Raw genomic sequence first — 20,762 nt, 5'->3', positions numbered from 1 at the left:
ATCCGGCAGGACGGCGAGGGTCTGGCATGACGAGGGTCTGGCATGGCGAGGAACTGGCATGACTGAGGCGGTACTGCTCGTCGGAGGCAAGGGAACCCGGCTCCGGCCGCTCACCATCAACACGCCGAAGCCCATGGTCCCGGCTGCCGGGGTGCCTTTCCTCGCCCATCAGCTGGCCCGCGCCAGAGCCGCCGGCGTCGAGCACGTCGTGCTCGCCACCTCCTACCTCGCCGAGGTCTTCGAGCCCTACTTCGGCGACGGCTCCGCCCACGGGCTGCGGCTCACCTACGTCCACGAGGAGGAGCCGCTGGGCACGGGCGGGGCCATCCGGCACGCCTCCATCGCCCTGACCTCCGGGCCCACCGACCCCGTGCTCGTCTTCAACGGCGACATCCTCACCGGCCTCGACATCGGGGACCTGCTGCTGCGCCACGAGCGGGCCCGGGCCGACGTCACCCTCCATCTCACCCGGGTGGCCGACCCCCGCGCGTTCGGGCTGGTGCCCACGGACCCCGACGGCCGGGTCCTGGCCTTCACCGAGAAGCCGCGCCGCCCCGAGGAGATCGTCACCGACCAGATCAACGCCGGGGCCTATGTCTTCCGGCGCGAGATCATCGACACCATCCCCCAGGGGCGGCCGGTCTCCGTCGAGCGGGAGACCTTCCCCGGGCTGCTGGCTGCCCGGGCCGTGCTGCACGGGGTGGTCGACGCCTCGTACTGGCTGGACCTGGGCCGTCCCTCGGCCTTCGTCCAGGCGTCCGCGGACCTCGTGCGCGGCGTCGTCCGTTCCCCGGCCGTCCCCGGGGACCCCGGCGAGTACCTGGTGCTGCCCGGCGCCCGGGTGGCGGACGGGGCACGGCTGCTCGGCGGCACGGTGGTGGGGGCCGGCGCGTACGTCGCGGCGGGCGCCGTCGTGGAGGGCTCCGTCGTGCTGGACGGCGCCCGGATCGAGGAGGGCGCGCACGTCCGGGCGTCCATGGTCGGCACCGGCGCCAGGGTCGGCCCCCGGACCCTCCTCGACGACGTGGTGATCGGGGACCGCTCCGACATCGGCGGGGACAACGAGCTGCGCGAGGGGGCGCGCATCTGGTGCGGGACCGCTATCCCCGACGCCGCCATCCGCTTCTCGGCCGTCTGAGCGTCACCGCCTGCCCGTACGCGAACACCGACTTAGTGTTTGAACGTCCGCCTCAATGTTTGAACGTCCGCCGACCGCCAACTGTCGCAAGCCGCCCACTTCCGCCAGCCGTCCACTCCCGCCCTCCGTCTGCCGAGGATCCGCTGATGAGCCCTCCGCGCACCCCCGCCACCGCGACACCGCTGCCCGCACCGCTTCCCGCCGAATGGGGCCGTACCCCGCTGACCGTCGTGATGCCGACGTACAACGAGGCGCAGAACCTCCCCACCATGGCCGAGGCGCTCATGGCCCTGCCCCTCGAAGGGCTGCGGCTGCTGGTGGTCGACGACAACAGCCCCGACGGCACGGGCACCGTCGCCGAGCAGCTGGCGGAGAAGTACAACGAGCCCGGCCGGACGCGCATGGGCATCATGCACCGCACCACCAAGGACGGCCTCGGCCGCGCCTACGCGGCCGGCATGGAGCGGGCCGTCGCCGAGGGCGCCGTGTACGTCCTCCAGATGGACGCCGACGGCAGCCACCCGACCGGGAAGATCTCCGAGATGCTCGGCGTCGCCCTCGCCACCGGCGCGGACGTGGTCGTCGGCAGCCGGTACGTGCCCGGGGGCACCCTCTCCGACGCCTGGAAGGCCCACCGCAAGCTGCTCTCCCGCTGGGCCAACGCCTACGCCAGCGGCATCCTCGGCACCCGGGTCCGCGACATCACCAGCGGCTTCAACCTGTGGAGCGCGGACGCCCTGCGGGCCGTGGGGCTCGGCAGCGTCGACAGCGCGGGCTACAGCTTCCAGGTCGAGACCAAATACCGCGCTCTGCGCGCGGGTTTCACGGTCATGGAGGTGCCCATCCACTTCGAGGACCGCACCGCCGGGGAGTCGAAGATGAACCTCGCCGTGCAACTCGAATCCGTGGCCATGCCCTGGCGGCTGCGGTCCAGAGCGCTCCGCGCGCCCGCGGCCGGCAAACGCCCCCGCTGACCCGTGAGCCCGCCCACGGCCCTCGGGGCACCGCCGTTCCCCCGGGTGCGCATGCCGCGCCGGGCGGGGCTGCCGCGCCGGACGGCCGCGGTCGCCGTCCTGCTGCTGGGCGCCCTGCTGCTGCTCATGGTGGTGCGGCTGCCGTGGTCCGGCGACCTCGGGATGCACGCCGCGGTCCTGGAGCGGCTGCGCGCGGACCCGGTCCACCCGGGCAACCCCCTTGTGGACGAGGACACGCCGAGCCCGTACTACTCGCCGTGGACGGTCGCGCTGGCGCTGGTGGCGAGGGCGACCGGCTGGGGCACCTTCGGGGTGCTGCGGCTGGCCGGGCTCGCCGGGCTCGCCCTGCTGGGCACGGGCCTCGCCGCCTTCACCCGGACGTTCGGCTGGACGTCCGGCGGGGCGCGGACCGCCGTGCCGCTCGCGCTGCTGTGCGGGCTGCTGCTGTACGGGGTGGTGCCGTTCGCGTGGAGCGGGATGCCGGGGCTGGCCTCGCTCAGCCTGACCCTCGCCTATCCGGGCACCTTCGCCCTGGGCCTCTCCTGCTGGCTGTGGGCGCTGCTGCGCCGGGCACGGACGGCCGGCTGGGGGCTGCCGGGGCACCTGGGGCTGGGATTCCTGCTGGGCTCGGTGCTGCTGGTGCATCAGTTCACCGGCGTCGTCGCGGTGCTGGGGGTCCTGGCGGTGTTGCTCGGCACCCGGCCGGGGCCGGCCGGGGCCGGGTGGGCGCGGTTGGCGGCGGGGGGCGTCGTGGCGCTGGTGCTGCCGCTGTGCTGGCCGTACTACTCCTTTCCCGCGCTGCTCGGCGGGGGCGGGCTGGACCCGGTCCACCGGGCGCTCTACGGCCGTGCGACGGAGCGGTTCTGCCTGGTGGCCGTGGGGGTGGTGGCCCTCGGGGCGCGGTGGTGGCGCGATCGCCGCGATCCCCTGGCGCTCTTCTTCGGGCTGGGGGCGACGGTCGTCGCGGCGGGCTGGGTGAGCGGCCATTACGAGTGGGGGAGGGCCCTGCCGGCCATGCTGATCCCGGCCCAACTCGCGCTCGCCATCGAGACGGCCGAGGCCCTTGAGGGCCGTGGGGCCGGTGGTGAGCGGTTGCGGCGCGGTGTGCCGGTGGTGACGGTGGCGGCACTGCTGGCCGGGGTGTGGGCCCAGGCGGGAGTGCTGTCGTATGTGCTGCGGAGGGACGCCGTGCCGCCCGGGCTGCGCGAGGCGCCCGTCATCGCGCTGTGGCCGCGCTTCGGCTGGGCCGTGGCGCATGTGCCCAAAGGGGCGACGGTGATGACGGACGACTACTACGCGCTGCGGACGCTCCCCGCGTACGGCCCTTACACCGTCGCCCCGGCCTATCCCGACCTCTTCCTCCCCGACGAGAAGCGGCGCCGCGACGCCACGCGGCGCTACTTCGCCCCGGCCACCTCCCGGGCCGAGCGGCTCGGCATCCTCAAGGAGTACGGCGTGCGGTGGGTGCTGCAGAAGAACGGGACGGCGGGCCTGGCCCCCGGTGACCCCGCGCTCAGGAAGGCGGCCCAGGGGCCGGGCGGGCGCGTGCTGCTGGAGGTCGTCGGACGATGAGCACGACGGAGAACCGGTGAGCGCGCCGGAGACCGGTCCGGTGGCCGCGCCGGTGACCGGGGCGTCCTTCGGTGACATGGCCTCCGCGTGGCTGCGCGGCCGGGCTCCCCGGCCCGCGCTGGTCTCGGCGGTGCTGGTGTTCACCCTGAGTTCGGTGCGGGCGTACGGCAAGGCGCGTTCCGGCATCGACAACGCGGTGGTGGTGCGGGCGGCGCGGGCGCTGCTGAGCGGCGGGTCGCCGTACGCGGACAAGCGTTTCCTGTATCCGCCGGGGGCGGTGTTCGCGGCGCTGCCGCAGACGCTCCTGTCGGAGAAGGTGCTGTTCTACGCCGTGCCGGTGGTGACCGGCGCGCTGGTCGCGATGGGCGGGGTGCTGGCGCTGCGGATCTTCGGGGTCCGGGCGGACAGCCGGCTGGCGGTGGCGCTGGCGCTGGGGACGGCGTTGTTCCTGCCCTTTCAGAGCCTGGTGTTCCTGGGCAACTGGACGGCGGCGTCGGTGGTCGCCTTCCCGGCGGCCCTCCTGCTGGCGCGGGACGGGCGGTGGTGCGCGGCGGGTGCGGTGGTCGGGGCGGCCGTCGCGCTCAAGCCGATGCTGGTACCGCTGTTGCTGCTGTTCCTCCTGGCGCGGCAGTGGCGGGCGTTGGCGTGGGCGCTGGGGCTGCCCGCCGTGATCTCGCTGTCGGCGGCGCTCGCGCTGCCCGGGCCGGGGCTGTTCTTCACCCGGACGCTGCCGTTCCTGCTGCACGGCCAGGACGCGTACGCCCGTCCGTACGACGCCTCGTGGCCGGCCGTGCTGCCCCGGCTGGGGGTGCCGCACCCGCTGGCGTTCGCGCTGGCGGCCGCGGCCGCGACGGCGGTGCTGTACTTCGCGTGGCTGCGGTGGCGCCGCGGGGGAGACCCGGGGCTGCGGCTGGTGGAGTGCGCCGCGCTGCTGATGCTGGCCGCGTTCGTGGTCTCGCGCCCGTCGTTCCTCAACTACGCGCTGGTCGTGGTGCCCTCGCTGGTCACGTCGGTGGTGGTACGGGGGGCAGCTGTGAGGTCGGTGTGGTTCTGGGTGCCTCTGGTGCCGCAGTTGGGCGGGGTGCCGTGGCCGGGGGTGGACAGCGCGCAGCGGCACGCGTTCCGGGACGTGGTGATGTTCGGCGGGTTGGCGGCGGTGCTGGGGCTGGCGGCGTGGCGAGGGAGAGGGCCGGACGGAGGGGTTGTCACGGAGAGTAGTTATGGTTACTCTCTGTGTTCGGAGGTCGAGGCGTCTTCAGAGGCTGAGGTCCGGCCCGACCCGGAAGCGAGGTGAACCATGTCCGCCCGAACCCTGCCCGCTCCCGCGTCCTCCCCTGTCCCGGAGGTCAGCGTAGTAGTGATCGTCCACAACGACGCCGGACGGCTGCCGCGCGCCGTGCGATCGGTCCTCGGGCAGTCGCTGCGCCGTCTCGAAGCGATCGTCGTCGACGACTGCTCGACGGACGGCACTCCCCGCGTCGCCCGGGAACTGACTGCCGGCGACCCGCGCGTGCGCCTGCTGCGGCTCCCGGTCAACAGCGGCGGCTGCGGTGCCCCGCGCAACGCCGGCATCGCCGCCGCCCGCGCCCCCTATGTGATGTTCCTCGACAGCGACGACGAACTCCCCTACCACTCCTGCAAATCACTGCTGCTGGCCGCGGAGGAGACGGGAGCCGACCTCGTCACCGGCGAGGTCACCCGGCTCTTCGAGGAGAGCGGCACCACCGCCCTGTGGTACCCCGAGCTCTTCGGGGACGCCCGCCTCGTGGCGGGCCTGCGCGCCGCCCCCGAGTACCTCCTCGACCACCTCTCCACCAACAAGCTCTACCGCGCCGCCTTCCTCACCCGTCACGGCCTGCGCTTCCCCGAGGACCTCCACTATGAGGACCAGCTCTTCACCGCCCAAGCCCTCACCCTGGCCCGGTCCTTCGCCGTCGTCCCCTGGCCCGTCTACACCTGGCGGCTCGCCGGCGACCCGGCCATGGGCCCCTCCATCTCCTCCAGCCGCCACGAACTGCGGAACGTCGCCGACCGCATCGCCGTCGCCCGGCGCGTCGACGCCTTCCTGGAGGAGTCGGGCCACGCCGGCCTGCGGCCCGCGAAGGACGCCAAGTTCCTCCGGCACGACCTCCGCCTTCACCTCGGCGACCTGCCCTTCCACGACCGGCGGTGGACCGAGGAGTTCGCCGCTCTCGTCGCCCCCTACCTGGCCGGCATCGCGCCCGGCGCCTGGGAGACGGTGCCACGCGAACAACGCGTCTGCCAGTACCTGCTCCTCGCCGGCCGCCTCGAAGAAGCCGCCGAATGCGCGCGCACCCTGGACCGGCCCCGCGTCGCCCCCCGCCACACCGTGTGCGACACCGCCGGGCGCCGGTACTGGGGACGGGAACTGCCCGAGGACGAACGGGCCGCCCGGGAGCTCGACATCACCGAATGGCGCCTGGACGCCCAGCCCTTCACCACCGGCCCCCTACGCCACGAGGTGACGCGCGTCGAGCCAGTGGGGAGCCGCCTGCGCCTCACCCTGCGCACCTACGACCCGGCACGGCTGCTGGCCGGGCCCGTGCCCGTCACGGCGGAGCTGCGCGTCACCGTGACCGCTGAGCCCCTCGTCGTCCCTCTCCACTACGAGCCGGATGGGGAGGGCTACGAGGAGCCGGGTGGGAAGGGCCACGAGCCGGGCGGGGAGGGCGCCGAGGCGCCGGAGGCGCGCACCGCCCGGGCCGAGATCGATCTGCGGCGGGTGCCCCTAGGGCCCACCGGGTTCCGGGGGCGCCGCCACCCCCACGTGGTGCTCACCCGGCAGGGATTGACTCGCACCGATCCGCTGCTGGCCCCCGCCCCGGCGCCGTCCCTGCGGGCACGGATCGGCGGGCACCTGGTGCGGGCGGGGTGCGAAGGGCACGGCGCCGGACGGTTCGAGCTCACCTGGGAACGGACGGGCGCCCTCGGCCGGGCCGAAGCCCTCGCCCGGCCCGCCCTGCGTCGTGGTGCAGGGCGGCTGATCCGCCGCGCGACCGGCCCCCGCGCCAAGGCCCTCGCCTATCACGAGCTGCGGAAACTGCCCATCGACGACAAGCTGGTCGTCTTCGAGGCCCTGGAAGGACGCGGCTACGCCGACAGCCCCCGCTACATCCACGAGGAACTCGTCCGGCGCGGCCTCCCGATCCGCGCGGTCTGGTCGTACTCCGGCGACCGGTCCTCCTTCCCCGAGGGCGTGGAGCTCGTCAGGCGCGGCAGCTGGGAGTACGCCCATACGGTCGCCCGGGCGCGCTACTGGGTGGACTCGCACGGCTTCCCCGCGTCCTTCGCCAAACGGGCGGGCACCCGCTACCTCCAGACCTGGCACGGCCAGGCGTTCAAACACATGGGGTTCGACATCCCCGAGCTACGGCTGGCGAGCCCCGAGCGGCGCCGGCAGCACCGCGCGACGGTGACCCGCTGGGACGCACTGATCTCCCCCAGCGAGGAGTTCGAGCGGACGTTCGTACGGGCCAATGACTACACGGGCCGGCTGCTGCGCACCGGGCTGCCGCGCAACGACGTGCTCGTCCGCTGGAACGAGCCCGAGCAGCGCGACCGGGCGGCTCTCGCCCGGGAGCGACTGCAGATCCCCGACGGCCGGAAAGTGCTGCTGTACGCCCCCACGTTCCGGGACGGCGAGCGCGGCAGCGGGGCGTCGATCCGGGTCGATCTGGCCGGGCTCGTCGACGCGGTCGGCGAGGAGTGGACGATCGTGGTCCGCCCCCACTACTACGAGCGGTTCACCGTGCCCCGCGAGCTCGGGCACGCGGTGCGCGACGGACGTGAGTTCACCGATCTCAACGATTTGCAGCTCGCCTCGGACGCCCTGCTCACGGACTACTCGTCGGTGATGTTCGACTACGCCAACCTGGGCCGGCCCATCCTGCTCTACACCGACGACTACGAGGACTACCGCGCCCTCTCGCGCGGCGTCTACTACGACCTGCCGGACATCGCCCCCGGCCCGATGCTCGCCACCACGCGGGACCTGGCCGCGGCGCTGGGCGATCTGACGGGGGTGCGCGAGCGATGGGCCGGTGCGTACGCCAGCTTCCAGGAGCGGTTCAATCCCCTGGAGACCGGGTGGTCGAGCAAGGCCGTGGTCGACCTGTTCTTCGACCTGCTCCTCGAAGGGAGCGTCCGGTGAACCGCCCCGCCGAGCGCCCAGCCCAGCGTCGTAGGCGGCTGTTCCTGCTCGGCATCGACGTCGATTCGACGGGCGGCTCACAGAGGGTGCTGCACACCCTCGCCCAGGGGTTCGCCGAGCGCGGCCACGCCGTCGAGCTCATCGGCATCCGGCCGAGCCCCCGGCCCCATGCGTACACCACTGATCCCGCCTACCGGCGGACCACGCTCTACCGGGCACCCGCCGCGCCCTCCTGGCGGGCGGACTCCCTCGCCGAGCGGCTGAGCCCGGCGCGGCTGTGGTCGGCGCGGTCCGAGCGCCGGGAGCGACAGCGGGCCCGGACGCTGCTGGCGCGGCGGTTCGCCGGGACACCGGAGGACGGTACGGGGCTGGTGATCGCCGGTTCGCCGTGGGCGGCGGTCTGGCTGGAGTCCGTGGCGCGGCCTGCCCGTGTGCGGGCCATCGGCCAGTACCACGAGTCGTTCCACCAGGCGCGGGCGTCCGTCAACCTGGAGCTGATCCTGCGCCACTATCCGGCGCTGGAGAAGTCGTTGTTCCTCAGCGAGCCGGACGCGGCGGAATTCCGCCGCAGGCGGCTGCCGAACGCCGGAGTGATGCCGAACCCGCTGCCCTTCGCGCCTCCCGCCCCCGCGCCCCTGGACGGCCGGCGCGTCGGCGCGGTCGGGCGGCTGGAACCGGTCAAACGGCTGGACCGGCTGCTCGACGCCTTCGCCGCCGTAGCGACCGGACACCCCGGCTGGGAGCTCCACTTCTTCGGCGACGGCCCCCAGGAACCGGAGCTGAGGGCGCGGGCGGCCCGGCTCGGCGTCGGTGACAGGGTCCGTTTCCGGGGCACCGTCCGCGACATGGCCGCCGCCTACCGGGAGCTGTCCCTGGTGGCCCTCACCAGCGAGCGCGAAGGACGCCCGATGGCCCTCGCCGAGGCGTCCGCCGCCGGGGTGCCCTGCGTGAGCTTCGACCTGTCGGGCGGCGTCCGCGAACTGGTCGTCCACGGGCGCACGGGCACGCTCGTGCCGCACGGGGACACGGCGGCGTTCGCGGCAGCACTGGGGGAGCTGATGGGGGACGGCCCGGCGCGCGAGCGCTACGGGCGGGCCGCGCGCGAGCACGTCGCGCCACTGGCCCTGCCGGCGGTCCTGGACCGCTGGGAGGCGCTGTTCGAGGAGATCGACCGCTAGGCCCGCCACGGGACGGGCCATGGGGGCGATGGGGCACGAGGGGGGGACGGGACATGAACGGGGGATGGGACATGAACGTCACGAGGCTAGGGACGACCGCCGTTACGGGCAGCCGCCGTGCGCCGCAGGAGCGGCAGGCGGGGCAGGCCGGGCAGTCGGGGCAGGAGCGCACGGGCCCTGCGCAGGGCGATACCGAGCACGCACCGGGCGCCGGGCGCGAGCCGCAGGACGAGCGAACCGCTCGCCGTGGCGTGCGGCTGCGCCAGCAGCAGACCGTACCGCGCGCCGAGCAGCACGGCGGGGCGGGAGCCGACGCCCACGGCCCGTACCGCCGTCCGCAGGGTGCCGCCGTGTGCGCAGTGGATGCGGACGCGTACGTCCCAGGACTGCGGTCCGGTCGTGAGAGCCCTGCGGGCCTTGGCGTCGAGGCGCCCCCGCGCGGCCAGCGCCGCGAGATCCACGGGCACGGCGACCACCCAGGACGCCCCGGCGCCCGGCCTGGCTGGCCCACCCAGTCCGCTCGGCCCGCCCGGCTCGCCTGGCCCGTTCGGCCCATCCGGGCCGTTCGGTCCGCCCGACCTATCCCGCCCGTCCGGGTCATTCGGCTCGTCCAACTGGGGCGAGGCGGTGTGCTCCAGGACCGAATCGCCGTCCCGCAGCCGGAGCTCGATGTCGAGGCCGTGGGGTCGGGCCGCCGCCAGACGGCCGTACAGCTCGTGCACCCGCAGCCGGAGTTCGGCGTGGCGGCCGTGCCCCGCGCGGTGGCGCAGGGCGGCGTCGACGGTGACCGGCAGCCGGCGGGCCGGCTTGGCGCCCGGGCCGGTGAGGCCGTCGAGGACGGCCTGCGGCAGGTCCGCCGCCCAGACCGGCCGCCCCGCGGCCTCCGCGTACGGCGGCAGCAGCCGGGCGGGCCGGGCGGCGAGCTGGGCGAGCCGGTCCAGGTCGCGCGGGGCCTCGGAGGCGAGCACGACCCGGGCGATCCAGCGGGCCGGGGCCCGCGCGGCACGCAGGTCGGCCTCGTCGCAGGCGGCCAGGGCGGCGCGCGCCGCCCGCCACCAGGCCGCGCGGTACGCCGGGCCGTGGCCGGGCAGTTCCCGGACGTACATCCGCAGGTCGTGGTCGAGGAATTTCACCCGGGCGGCGTGGGCGAGCGGCTCGTTGCCGGCGTCGCGGAAGACCTCCACACCCCGCTCATGGGCGCGGACACGCGCCTGCCAGTTGGCCACCCGTTCACGGTCCAGGGAGATCGAGGGCCGGGCTGCGCCCCTGCGCACGTGCCAGACGTAGACCGGGTCCGTCACGACGGCCACACGCGGCCCCGCCGCCAGGACGCGGGCGCTGAAGACGAAGTCCTCGTAAGGGAAAGGCCCTTCGGGGAAGTCGATGCCGTGCGCGGTGAGGAAGCGGCGGGAGTAGAGCTTGTTGACGCAGAGCGTGTCGCGCAGCAGCGCCGGGTGCTCCTCGGGGGAGGCGTGGACGGCGGGCCGCCGGTAGAGGGTGGGCTGCCAGGGCGTGTCCCGCCGCCGGGGGAGCTCCCGGCGGACGCACAGCCCCGCTGTCACCGGCGCGTCATGGGCCAGGGCGCCGCGCAGCAGGGCCGTCACCGCGCCCCGGGGGAGGATGTCGTCGCTGTCGAGGAACATCACATAGGGCGCGGTGGCGGCCCGCAGGCCGTCGTTGCGGGGAGTGCCGCAGCCACCGCTGTTGACGGCCCGGTGGACGACCCGCAGCCGGGGTTCGCGCGCGGCCAGCCGGTCGAGGAGGGCCCCCGTGCCGTCGGTGGACGCGTCGTTCACGGCGACGACCTCGGCGACGGCCGGGCCCTGGCCGAGGGCGGAGCGCACCGCGTGGCCGATGTGGGCGGCGTCGTCGTAGCCGATGACGATCACGCCGACCCGGGCGTCGGCCCGGGCGGCCGCCGGGAGCCCGGTGGTGGGGTGTGCGACAGGGATTCCACTCCCGTTCACTGCCATAAAGCACAGTTTTATCCAATAAGTATGTGTAATCGGGGCATTCTGCGACCGCGTGTGGCCGACAGGAACGGATGCGGGGAGGGGCGAGGATGGCACGGACCGCGGTACGGCCCGAGCTGAGGACGGAGCCGAGGACGTCTTGGGCGGTCACCCTGGGGGACACGCTCCGGGGGCTGCCCGCCGCCGTGCCCCTGGCCGTGATCGTGCCCGCCGCCGTCATGCTCCTCCTCGGCCTGTGGGGGCTCGACCGGGGCACGATGTGGCGGGACGAGGCCGCCACCTTCCAGGTGGCGCGCCGCTCGACGGGTGAGATCCTGCGCCTGCTCGGTCATGTCGACGCCGTGCACGGGCTCTACTACCTGCTGATGCGCCCCGTGCTGGCGTTGCGCGCCGACGAGACCATGCTGCGGCTGCCGTCCGTCGTGGCCGCGGCCGTCACCGCCGGGCTGATCGGCGCGATCGGCTGCCGGCTGGCCCGCCCCCGGGTGGGCCTGTGGGCCGGGCTGCTGTACGCGGCCACCCCGTTCGTCGGCCACTACGCGCAGGAGGGCCGCTCGTACGCCCTGGTCGCGGCGGGCGGTGCGCTGGCGACGTGGCTGCTGCTGGAGGCCGTCGAGCGGGGTTCGCCAGGGCGCTGGGCCGGCTACGGCGCGGTGGTGACGGTCACGGCGCTGCTGCACGAGTTCGCGATCCTGCTGCTGGCGGCCCATGGGCTGACGCTGCTGCTCTCCCGGGTGCCCGGGCGGGCATGGCGAGGCTGGGGCTCCGCGGCGGTCGCGGCCTGCGCCGTGCTGGCGCCGCTGGCCGTGCTCTCCCAAGGCCAGAGCGAGCAGGTCTCCTGGCTCCGCACACCGGGGTACGAGCAGGCGAAGGCGCTCCTCCACGCCTTCGCGGGCCCCGGTGAGGCCGTCGTGGCCGGCGTGGTCGCGCTGATGGCCGTCGCCGTGCTCGCCCCCCTGCCCCGCACGGGCCCGCTGCGGCTGACCGTCGTGGCCCTGCCGCTGGCCGTCGTACCGCCGGTGCTGCTCTACGCGGCGTCCCAGTGGCAGCCGCTCTTCCTCGACCGTTATCTGCTCTTCTGCCTCGCGGGCGTGCCGCTGCTGGCGGCCGCGGGCGCGGAACGGCTCCTCGGGCTGCTGCCGTGGCCGCGCGTCGCGGCGGCGGCCGGGGTGGCGGCCGTGGTGGTGGTCTTCGTGGCGCAGTTGCCCTTCCAGGAGCGCGAGCGGCTGCCGTCCAGCCGGGGTGACGAGCTCGCCCGGGTGGCCGCCGCCGTCGGGAGGACGGCCCGGCCGGGGGACGCGGTGCTGTTCCTCCCGCTCCACGAGCGCCGGATATCCCTGGCCTACCCGGCAGCCTTCGGAGGGCTGCGGGACCTCACCCTCAAGAAGTCGCCCGCCGCCTCCGGCACCCTCTACGGCCAGGAGGTCGGGGCGGGGGAGCTGCGGTCCCGGCTGTGGGGGCTCTCCCGGGGGACGCGGGTGTGGGTGGTGGCGGACACGACCACGGTCGGGACGCCGTGGTTCCGGGCCCAGCGCGCCGAGTCCGCCAAGACCAGGGAGCTCGACGCGCTGTACCGGGAGGAGTCCACGGTGTTCGTACGGGGAGGGGCGGTGTCGCTGTACCTGCGGCGCTAGCCGTCATGTACCCCGCCGGTCGTCCCCTCGGGCGGTCACTTCACCGCGCCCGCCATCACCCCGCTCACGAACTGGCGCTGGAAGGCGAAGAACACCGCGAGCGGAACGACCATCGAGAGGAAGGCACCCGACGCGAGGATGTCCACGTTGTCGCCGAACTGCCGGACCTGCTGCTGAAGGGCCACCGTGATGGGAGGGTTGCCGCTGTCCGCGAAGATCAGCGCGACCAGCATGTCGTTCCACACCCACAGGAACTGGAAGATGCCCAGCGATGCGATGGCCGGTCCGCCCAGCGGCAGCACGACCCGGGTGAACAGCCGTAGCTCGCCCGCGCCGTCCAGCCGGGCCGCCTCCAGCAACTCGCGCGGTATCTCCGCGAAGAAGTTCCGCAACAGGAACACCGCGAAGGGCAGCCCGAAGGCGGTGTGGAAGAGCACCACGCCCACCGTGGACTCGAAGATGCCCAGCGCGCTGAAGAGCTTGGCCACCGGGATCAGCGCCACCTGAACGGGCACCACGAGCAGCCCCACGACGACCATGAACCACCAGTCCCGGCCGGGGAAGTCCAGCCAGGCGAAGGCGTATCCGGCGAGGGCGCCGACGAGGATCACCAGCACCGTCGCCGGGACGGTGATCAACGCGGTGGTCAGAAGGGAGTGTGTCACCTTGTCGTTGGCGAAGAGCGTGCGATAGCTCTCCGTCGTCAGCTGGGACGGGTGGGCGAAGACCTGCCACCAGCCGGAGGCGGCGATGTCGGCCTTGTCGCGCAGTGAGGACAGCAGCAGCCCCACGGTCGGCATCAGCCAGAACAGCCCGACCAGGACGAGGAAACCGCGCGTCGCCCCCGCGCCCAGGCGGGCGGCCAGCCGGGCGGGGAGGGAGCGCTCACCCCGTACGGCGGTGTCTTGAAGGCTCATCGTTGCCGCTCCTTCCTGATCCGGCGAATGTTCACGATCACCACCGGAGTGACGAGCAGCAGCAGGAAGACGGCGATGGCGCTGCCCACGCCCTGGTTGACGTCCGTACCGAAGGAGGACTGGTAGAGCTGGAGGGCCAGCACATTGGCGTTGTCGAGGCTGGAGCCCGGGGCGATGATGTAGACCAGGTCGAAGATCTTCAGCACATTGATCATCAGGGTGACGACGACCACCGCGAGGACCGGTGCCAGCAGGGGCACCGTCACCCGGCGGAAGACCTGCCACTCGTTGGCCCCGTCGACGCGCGCCGCCTCCAGCAGCTCGCGTGGCACCCCCGCCAGGCCGGCCGCGATGAGCACCATGGCGAAGCCCGCCCACATCCAGATGTAGGCGCCGATGATCGACGGCGTCACCAGGGAGGGGCCGAGCCAGTCCACGCCGTTGTAGGCGGAGGCGAAGTTGGCCGCGGGCAGCCGCAGCCGGGCGCCGTCCGCCGCCGGGGGCAGGGTGAAGGTGCCGTCGGGGTCCGTGGTGGTGGAGGCGACGGTCCTGCCGTCCTTGACGGCCTCCACCGTCACCCCGGCCAGGGCCTTCTCACCCGCGTCGATCTTCCCGGCCGTGCCGCCGCCACCCCGGGTGAAGTCCATCCACACCGTGCCGGTGACCTTCCCGGCCACGTCCCGCGCGGGAATGGCGTCCCTGGCGCCGGACACGTCCTCCGGCTTCACGGCCACCAGCGGCAGCGCCACCGCGCTGCCCGCCCGTGCCGCCGTCTTCGTCGTGAACGCGCCGCCGCCGCTCGCCACGAGGTCCCCCGTCGGCCGGGGGTGCGCCCCCGGGAAGGGGGCCGGAGCGGCGAAGGTGTCGTGGATGCCGACCCAGACGGCGTTGGCGACGCCGCGGTCCGGGTTCTGCTCGTAGACCAGACGGAAGATGATGCCCGCCGCGAGCATCGAGATGGCCATCGGCATGAAGACGACGAGCTTGAACGCCGTGCCCCAGCGCACCCGTTCGGTGAGCACCGCGAAGATCAGGCCGAGGGCGGTGGCCACGGAGGGGGCGACGACGACCCAGATGACATTGTTCTTCAGGGCCGTGCGGATCCGCGCGTCGCTGAAGACCTCCTGGTAGTTGTCCATGCCCACGAAGCCGTGGCCGGAGGCGTCGAAGAGGCTGCGGTAGACGGAGAAACCGATGGGGTAGACGACGAGGGCGCCCAGCAGGGCCAGCGCGGGCAGCAGGAAGCAGGCGGCCACCCAGGGCCGTGTGCCGAGCGCGCCCCGCCCCTTGCCCCGCGCCCGGGCCGGGCGTACGGCGGGATCGGGCGGTGGTGGTGGAGCGGCGGTGGTGGCTGTGGTCATGGCGACCTGCCCCGTCAGTTCTTGAACGCCTTGGCCGCGTCGGACTCCAGTCGCTGCTGGGTGCCCTCCACGTCCGCCGGGTTCCGCAGGAAGTCCTGGAGCTGCTTCCACTCGCCCTGCCCCGGCTTGCCGCCGAACGCGGCGGGCGCCTGGTCGGACATGTCGAAGCGGAAGGAATCGCCCGCCGAGACCAGCGCCTTGGCGATGGAGCGCTGCACGTCGTCGGGGTAGGAGGCGAGGTCGAGGTTCTTGTTCGCCGAGATGAAACCGCCCTCCCTCGCCCAGATCCCGGCGGCGTCGGTGGAGGCCAGGAAGGTCAGCAGCGCCTGTGCCGCCTGGCCGTCCTTGAGGGCCACGCCCACGTCACCGCCGGTCACCACGGGCGAGCGGCCGCCGACCGCCGGGAAGGGGAAGACCTTGGCATCGGTGCCGATCTTCGCCTTGGCGGCAGTGATGTTCGCGGCCGCGAAGTCGCCCTCGAAGACCATGGCGGCCTTCGCCTTCTCGCCCCCGCTGAAGGTCTGGGTGACGGACGTGGGGAACTGCGCCTGGAGCGCGCCCTCCTGCCCGCCCGCCAGCAGCTCCTTCTTGCCGAAGAGCTGGCCGAGCGTGGTCAGCGCGTCCTTGACGGAGGGATCGGTCCATTTGATCTTGTGCTGGGCCAGCTGGTCGTACTTCTCCGGGCCGGCCTGGGAGAGGTAGACGTTCTCGAACCAGTCCGTGAGCGTCCAGCCGTCCGCGCCGCCCACCGACACCGGGGAGACGCCGAAGTCGGCGACGGCCTGCGCGGTGCGCAGGAACTCCGGCCAGGTCGCGGGCACCTTGACGCCCGCCGCGGTGAAAATCTTGGTGTTGTACCAGACGAGGGACTTGTTGCTGGTCTTGAAGTACACGCCGTACTGCTTGCCGTCGGCGGAGCCCAGATCCTGCCAGCCCTGGGGGAAGTTCTTCTTCAGCTGCGCCCGGGCCTCCTCGCCCAGCGGTTTGAGCCACCCCTTGCCGGCGAACTCCCGAAGGGCACCCGGCTGTTGCAGCATCGCCACGTCCGGCGGGTCGCCGCCCGCCACCTTGGAGCCTATGAAGGCGGACATGTCGTCGCCGCTGGGCACGTACGCGACCTCGGCGCCGGTGCGCTTGGCGAACTCGTCCAGGACCTTGGCGAAGCTCTTCTGCTCGACGCCCGTCCAGACAGCGGTCACCTTGAGCTTCTGCCCGTTGAGCTTGGGGAGTTGCACGGTGTGGGTGATGAGGTCGGACTGTCCGGGGGCGGGCTTGTCGCCGCCCTTGTCCTTGTCCCCGCCGCTGTCCCCGCAGCCGGCGGCGGTCAGCGCCAGCGCTCCCGCCACGGCCAGCGCCAGCGCACCGCGCCGCGCGCCCGCACCACCTGCTCTGCGCGGGCGGGAGCGTAGGCGTGGAGTGCGTGCCGCGCCTGCCGCGCGGAGCGATGTACGTGTTGCCGTGCGCATGGCCCGTACCTCCCGTGCCCGGTCCCCGTCGACGGCCGCGCCGCACGTCGCCCCGGCATACGGCCGCACTCCCGTGCGACAGTCCTACGCCCCGGCACGGACCGCCGCAATACCGTCTCCGACGTCAACCAGCCGATCGTGACAGGGCTGTGACGCTGCGGCACGGGCGGTCCGTCACTGCAGCAACGGGGGTGCCGCCTGGGCCCCGGCGGACTGCGCCGCGCGCTGGAGGGCGCTGGCCAGCAGGGCCAGGTCGGTGGGCCCGTTGCCGAGTTCGCGCACCGGCCGGCGGGTGGGCGGGTCGCCCAGGCGCTGCCAGTCGAGGGTCACGACCGTCGGCCGGAGCGTCGCCGTGCGGGGGATGCGGCCGGTGACCCGGCCCGCCTGGAACGGGGTGGTCGCGTCGTCGTCCGGACGCCGCAACCGGCCGCGCCCCGGGGCGGGTTCGCCCGCGCCCGGCCCGTCGCCGGCGGCGTCCGCCGACGGCGGGGCGATGTCCAGCGTCACCCGTAGCCCGGCCCGCTCGACCGCCGCCGTGTCGGCCGTACGGTCGGGACGGCCCGACGCGGCGATCAGATGCACCCCGAGCCGCTCGCCGTCCCGCGCCACGGCCTCCAGGGCCCGTACGACCGAACCGGCCGACGGCCGGCCCGTGCTGCCCAGCGCGGGGGCCACCAGGGCGTCGAAGTCGTCGACGAGCACGACGAGCCGGGGCAGGGCCGTCTCGGCCGTACGCGTCCGACCGCCGCTTTGCGTACGCAACTTGAGCGTCCCGCTCGGCGCGGACTCGAGATCGGCGGCACCGGAACCGGAGACAACCGAACCGGAGACGGAACCGGAGACGGGCCCGGACGCGGCCGCCGCGACCGGAGCGGCGGCGACCGGGGCCGGGGCCGCCGTCGGCTCGGCGGGGCGGCGCGGACCGACCACGTTCGGGCCGGGGGCCGGGTTCCGGTCGTGCCAGCCGACGAAGTCCAGCGTGCCCAGCAGCTCGGCGCGGCGCTTGAGCTCCGACGTGAGCGCCTGGGCGAACTCCCGCATCCGCACCGGGTCGGAGGCGGCGAGGTACGTCGACACGTGCGGCAGGTCCGTGCAGACCCGCAGCCCCTCGCCCCGCTCGGCGGCGGCCCCGTCCACCAGGACGAGCGAGAGCCGGTCCGGCCGGTCGGCCGCCGCGAGCGACGCGGCGAGCGAACGCAGCAGCTCGGTCTTCCCACTGCCAGGGGAGCCCTCCACCAGCAGATGCGGCCCGTCCGCCGCGAGATCCACGGACAGCGGGCCGTGCGGCCCGGCCCCCAGTACGGCCACGGCCCGGCCCCCGGGCCGGGTGCCGCGGTCGGTGGCGGCCGCCCAGCGGGCGGTCAGCGAGGCGGGCGTGGCCCGGGCGAGCCCCAGCTCGTCCAGCAGCCGGGACGACCGGGGCAGCGCCGCCGCGATGCGCGAGGCGTGCGCGGGGTCGCCCGCGTTGTCCGCCATGCGCAGGGGCGCCAGGGCCCGCGCGAAGCGCTCGGCCCACGCGCCGGACACGGCGTCGAGCGCGGCGATCATCGTGTGGCCCGGGCGCACGGGGTGCGCCACGGGCGCGGCCGGTGCCGAGGCGCGATGGATGACCTGCACCACCGTCGCCACGTCACCGCTCAGCAGCGCGACCGCGCCGCAGTGCGCGAAGGCGGGGGAGACCGCCTCGGCCGACGCGAGCGTCGCGGAGACGGGGGAGGCGGGCGTGGTGGCCGGTGCCTCCGCCAGGCACAGGACGTGGATGCCCGCCGCCGGACCGCCCGTCGCCAGCCGCGCGACCGTCTCGCGCAGCGCCGTCGAACCGGGGTCGCCGTCGACGATCAGGACCGTGTACGGGCCCTCGTGCCGCGCGGCGGCCGCCGCCACGGCCTCGGGCGGCGCCGTCGTCCAGCCCGTGCCCAGCGGGCCGCCGTCCAGACGCCGCACCAGCTCGGCGGTACGGGCCTCGGCCTGCTCCCGGTCGTAGCCGACGAGCAGCCGGCAGTCCTGCCCGTGCGCCGGCCGCAGCTGCGGCAGCCAGCCCAGCCAGGACCACTCCGCAGCCCGTTCCTCGGCCGGACGCGAGCGGTCGGTGCTGATCAGCACGTACTCGAGGGTGCCGGGCGCGTGCAGCGCGGCCAGCTGCGCCAGCACGGAGCGGGCGAGCCCGGACAGCCGCTCCCGGGGCCCGGTCATGCCGAGCGCCCCCACCTCGCGCAGCCCGACCGTCACCGGCACGGACGGCAGCGGTTCGCCGCCGTCGGGCGCGTAGCGGTCGGCCGTGCCCAGCCGGACGGTGAGCAGATCCGGGTGGCCCGGGCCGCGCTCCCACAGCCGGGGGCCCGGCCCCAGCGCGGTCAGCAGCACGGCGGCGGGGTCCGGCCAGCGCTCGCGCAGCGCGGCGGCGGTGCCGGGGGCGCGCTCGGGCGCGCCGGTGGTCTGCTCCCGCGGGCCCTCGCCCGCCGCCGCCTCGCGCTGCGCGGCGGCGCGCCCGCCGCCGGTGAGGCGGCGGGCCCACGCTCCTATGCCGCGGGCCCGGCGCTTGCCGCCGCCGTCCTCCTGCGGCGGCCGCGCGGGCGCGGCGGCCGTGCCGGGGGTCAGCGCGGCGTTGCCGCGCACGGTGTGGGTGGCGTGACCGCCGTCGCCGCCGAAGGCGTCCGCCTGGTGCGGCGGGTACGCGGCGGGGGGCGCCGCCGTCGCGTCGGCGCCGTCCGCGCCGGGTCCGGCGAGGTTCGCGAATCCGGCTGCCTGGTTCGTCCCGCCGTCGCCCCGGCCGTTCGTCCGGCCCTGGTCCCGTTCCGTGGCCGGGTCCGGGGTCGTGGGCGCGTCGAGGGGGCCGCCGCTGCGCCACGCGGGCCGCTGCTCGGGGTCGTCCGCGCGGGCCGCCCGCGCGTCCGAACCCCAGCTGGCCGGGGCCCGCCCGCTCGCGCCGAACCCGCCGCCCTGCCCACCCGCGTACCCGGCTCTCGCCCCCGCGCCCCAGCCCGGCTCCCCGCCGTCGGCCGAGGGGCTCGCGGAGCCGCCGGACGCGCCCACGCCGCCCGCCGGGGCCGCCGTGCCGGCCTGCCCGTCCGTACTCGTGTGTCCGCCCGTTCGGCCCGTACGGGCGGACGCGCCGCCCCGGCCCCCGGGGCCGTCACCCGCCGAGGCCGCCGCCCCGGCCGGACCGGCCTGTCCGGCCGAACCCGCGCGCCCGTCCGTGCCTGCGTGTCCGCCCGCGTGTCCAGTCCGGGCACCCGCGCCCCAGCCGACCGGGCCGTCGCCCGCCGAGGCCGCCGGGCCCGCCTGCGCCGCGTGTCCGGCCGGTCCCGCGCCGCCCGTGGAGCCTGCCTGCCCGCCCGCGCCCCGGCCCGTCAGGGCCGCTGCTCCAGCCGCGTCGGTGTGCCCGGTCGAGCCTGCGTGCCCACCCGGACCCGCGTGTCCGCCCGCGTGTCCAGTCCGGGCACCCGTGCCCCAGCCCGTCGGCCCGGCGCCCGTCGGCCCGACGCCCCGGTCGGCACCCGTAAGGCCAGTACCCAGCGCCCCCGCGTCCCCGGGGGCGCCCGCACCGCGGCGCGCGCCCGGGAGCGCTACCGCGCTCTCCTCGGACGCCCCGCGCACTCGCACAGGTACCCGGAGGTGCCCCTCCCCGTCCGGCGCCGCCGGGAGCGCGTCCGGGGCGTCGGTTCCCGTGCCCACCCCGTACAGGCTCAGCGTCGACTCGCCGACCCGCAGCAGCGCGCCCGGGGCCAGTGGGACGGGGGTGCCGTCGACCGGGGCGCCGTCCAGGGCGGTGCCGTTCGTCGAGCCCAGGTCGTGGAGGGTGACGACACCGTCGTCGGAAAGCGTCACCGCGCAGTGGAGGCGGGAGACGTCGGGGTCGTCCAGGGGGATGTCCGCCGAGCTGGAGCGGCCGACGCGGACCTCGCCGCCGTGCAGCAGGTGGACGCCGCCCGCGTCCGGGCCGGACACCACGTGGAGGCGCGCGGCGGCCGGGAGGGGGCCGGTGAGGGGGACGTGGCGTTCGGGGTCGGCGGGGGCGCCCAGGGAGAGCACCGCGCCGTCGATCAGCGGCGGCTCGCCCAGCACACAGCGCTGCGGGTCGAGCCGCTCGTCGCCGGAGTGGACGACGACGGCACCGCTGCCGAGGTCGGATCCCGCCGCCGCGACGGCGGTGGCGAGGCCGCTGGTCACGGCGGCCAGGGCGGTCCCCGCGGGGGCGGTCACGAGCACATCGCAGGCGCACGTGGTGTGGCCGCTGAGCGGCCCGAGGACGGTCAGCCGGATCTGCATCGCCGTCAACGGTCCCTTCCTGCCCGGAGTACGGGGCAGGGGCGGCGCCAGGCCTTCCCCCACCTCGCACGGGCGCGTCGGCACGTACAGGTCACCACGTCGCGCGGGG

12 protein-coding genes are annotated in these 20,762 nt (G+C 75.0%); 7 read left to right on the top strand and 5 right to left on the bottom strand.

Going from position 1 to position 20,762, the window contains the following annotated elements; all coding sequences use genetic code 11:
• Positions 1-58: 58 nt before the first annotated feature.
• From ACFYZR_RS31025 to ACFYZR_RS31000, 6 genes are all read left to right on the top strand, one after another.
• Entirely contained in the window at positions 59-1,138 is a 1,080-nt protein-coding gene (locus ACFYZR_RS31025; RefSeq protein WP_391916464.1) for a sugar phosphate nucleotidyltransferase, read from the top strand.
• A 146-nt stretch (positions 1,139-1,284) separates the two neighbouring features.
• Entirely contained in the window at positions 1,285-2,112 is an 828-nt protein-coding gene (locus ACFYZR_RS31020; protein ID WP_391916462.1) for a polyprenol monophosphomannose synthase, read from the top strand.
• 3 nt (positions 2,113-2,115) lie between these two features.
• On the top strand, positions 2,116-3,684 hold the full coding sequence (locus tag ACFYZR_RS31015) for a hypothetical protein (protein WP_391916459.1): 1,569 nt from the start codon (positions 2,116-2,118) through the stop codon (positions 3,682-3,684).
• Between the two features lie 16 nt (positions 3,685-3,700).
• Complete coding sequence (locus tag ACFYZR_RS31010) at positions 3,701-4,978, top strand: glycosyltransferase family 87 protein (RefSeq protein ID WP_391916457.1); 1,278 nt, start codon at positions 3,701-3,703, stop codon at positions 4,976-4,978.
• Between the two features lie 3 nt (positions 4,979-4,981).
• Positions 4,982-7,855, top strand: a complete 2,874-nt coding sequence (locus ACFYZR_RS31005; RefSeq protein WP_391916454.1) for a CDP-glycerol glycerophosphotransferase family protein — start codon at positions 4,982-4,984, stop codon at positions 7,853-7,855.
• Complete coding sequence (locus ACFYZR_RS31000) at positions 7,852-9,033, top strand: glycosyltransferase (RefSeq protein WP_391916452.1); 1,182 nt, start codon at positions 7,852-7,854, stop codon at positions 9,031-9,033. Before ACFYZR_RS31005 ends, ACFYZR_RS31000 begins: the two co-directional genes overlap by 4 nt.
• An 86-nt stretch (positions 9,034-9,119) precedes the next feature.
• Here ACFYZR_RS31000 and ACFYZR_RS30995 read toward each other — a convergent pair whose 3' ends face one another.
• The gene (locus ACFYZR_RS30995) at positions 9,120-11,006 is read right to left on the bottom strand and encodes a glycosyltransferase family 2 protein (protein ID WP_391916450.1); all 1,887 of its coding nucleotides are present in this window, start codon (positions 11,004-11,006) and stop codon (positions 9,120-9,122) included.
• A gap of 89 nt (positions 11,007-11,095) precedes the next feature.
• On the opposite strand from ACFYZR_RS30995, the gene ACFYZR_RS30990 reads away from it, so the two are divergent.
• Positions 11,096-12,640 carry a glycosyltransferase family 39 protein gene (locus ACFYZR_RS30990; RefSeq protein ID WP_391916448.1) on the top strand — a complete coding sequence of 515 codons (1,545 nt, stop codon included), beginning with the start codon at positions 11,096-11,098 and terminating at the stop codon, positions 12,638-12,640.
• A gap of 35 nt (positions 12,641-12,675) precedes the next feature.
• Here ACFYZR_RS30990 and ACFYZR_RS30985 read toward each other — a convergent pair whose 3' ends face one another.
• The 4 genes from ACFYZR_RS30985 to ACFYZR_RS30970 form a co-directional block, all read right to left on the bottom strand.
• Positions 12,676-13,557, bottom strand: a complete 882-nt coding sequence (locus ACFYZR_RS30985) for a carbohydrate ABC transporter permease (RefSeq protein ID WP_391916445.1) — start codon at positions 13,555-13,557, stop codon at positions 12,676-12,678.
• The gene (locus ACFYZR_RS30980) at positions 13,554-14,918 is read right to left on the bottom strand and encodes an ABC transporter permease subunit (RefSeq protein ID WP_391916442.1); all 1,365 of its coding nucleotides are present in this window, start codon (positions 14,916-14,918) and stop codon (positions 13,554-13,556) included. Before ACFYZR_RS30980 ends, ACFYZR_RS30985 begins: the two co-directional genes overlap by 4 nt.
• A gap of 14 nt (positions 14,919-14,932) precedes the next feature.
• On the bottom strand, positions 14,933-16,384 hold the full coding sequence (locus tag ACFYZR_RS30975) for an ABC transporter substrate-binding protein (protein WP_391916439.1): 1,452 nt from the start codon (positions 16,382-16,384) through the stop codon (positions 14,933-14,935).
• Between the two features lie 174 nt (positions 16,385-16,558).
• Entirely contained in the window at positions 16,559-20,653 is a 4,095-nt protein-coding gene (locus ACFYZR_RS30970) for an FtsK/SpoIIIE domain-containing protein (protein ID WP_391916513.1), read from the bottom strand.
• Positions 20,654-20,762: the final 109 nt, after the last annotated feature.

Origin of the sequence: Streptomyces sp. NPDC001678, from assembly GCF_042892945.1 — a bacterium.
Taxonomy (GTDB): Bacteria; Actinomycetota; Actinomycetes; order Streptomycetales; family Streptomycetaceae; genus Streptomyces.
Note: the sequence above shows the minus strand (reverse complement) of the source record. Positions and strands in the feature narration are given on the sequence as shown.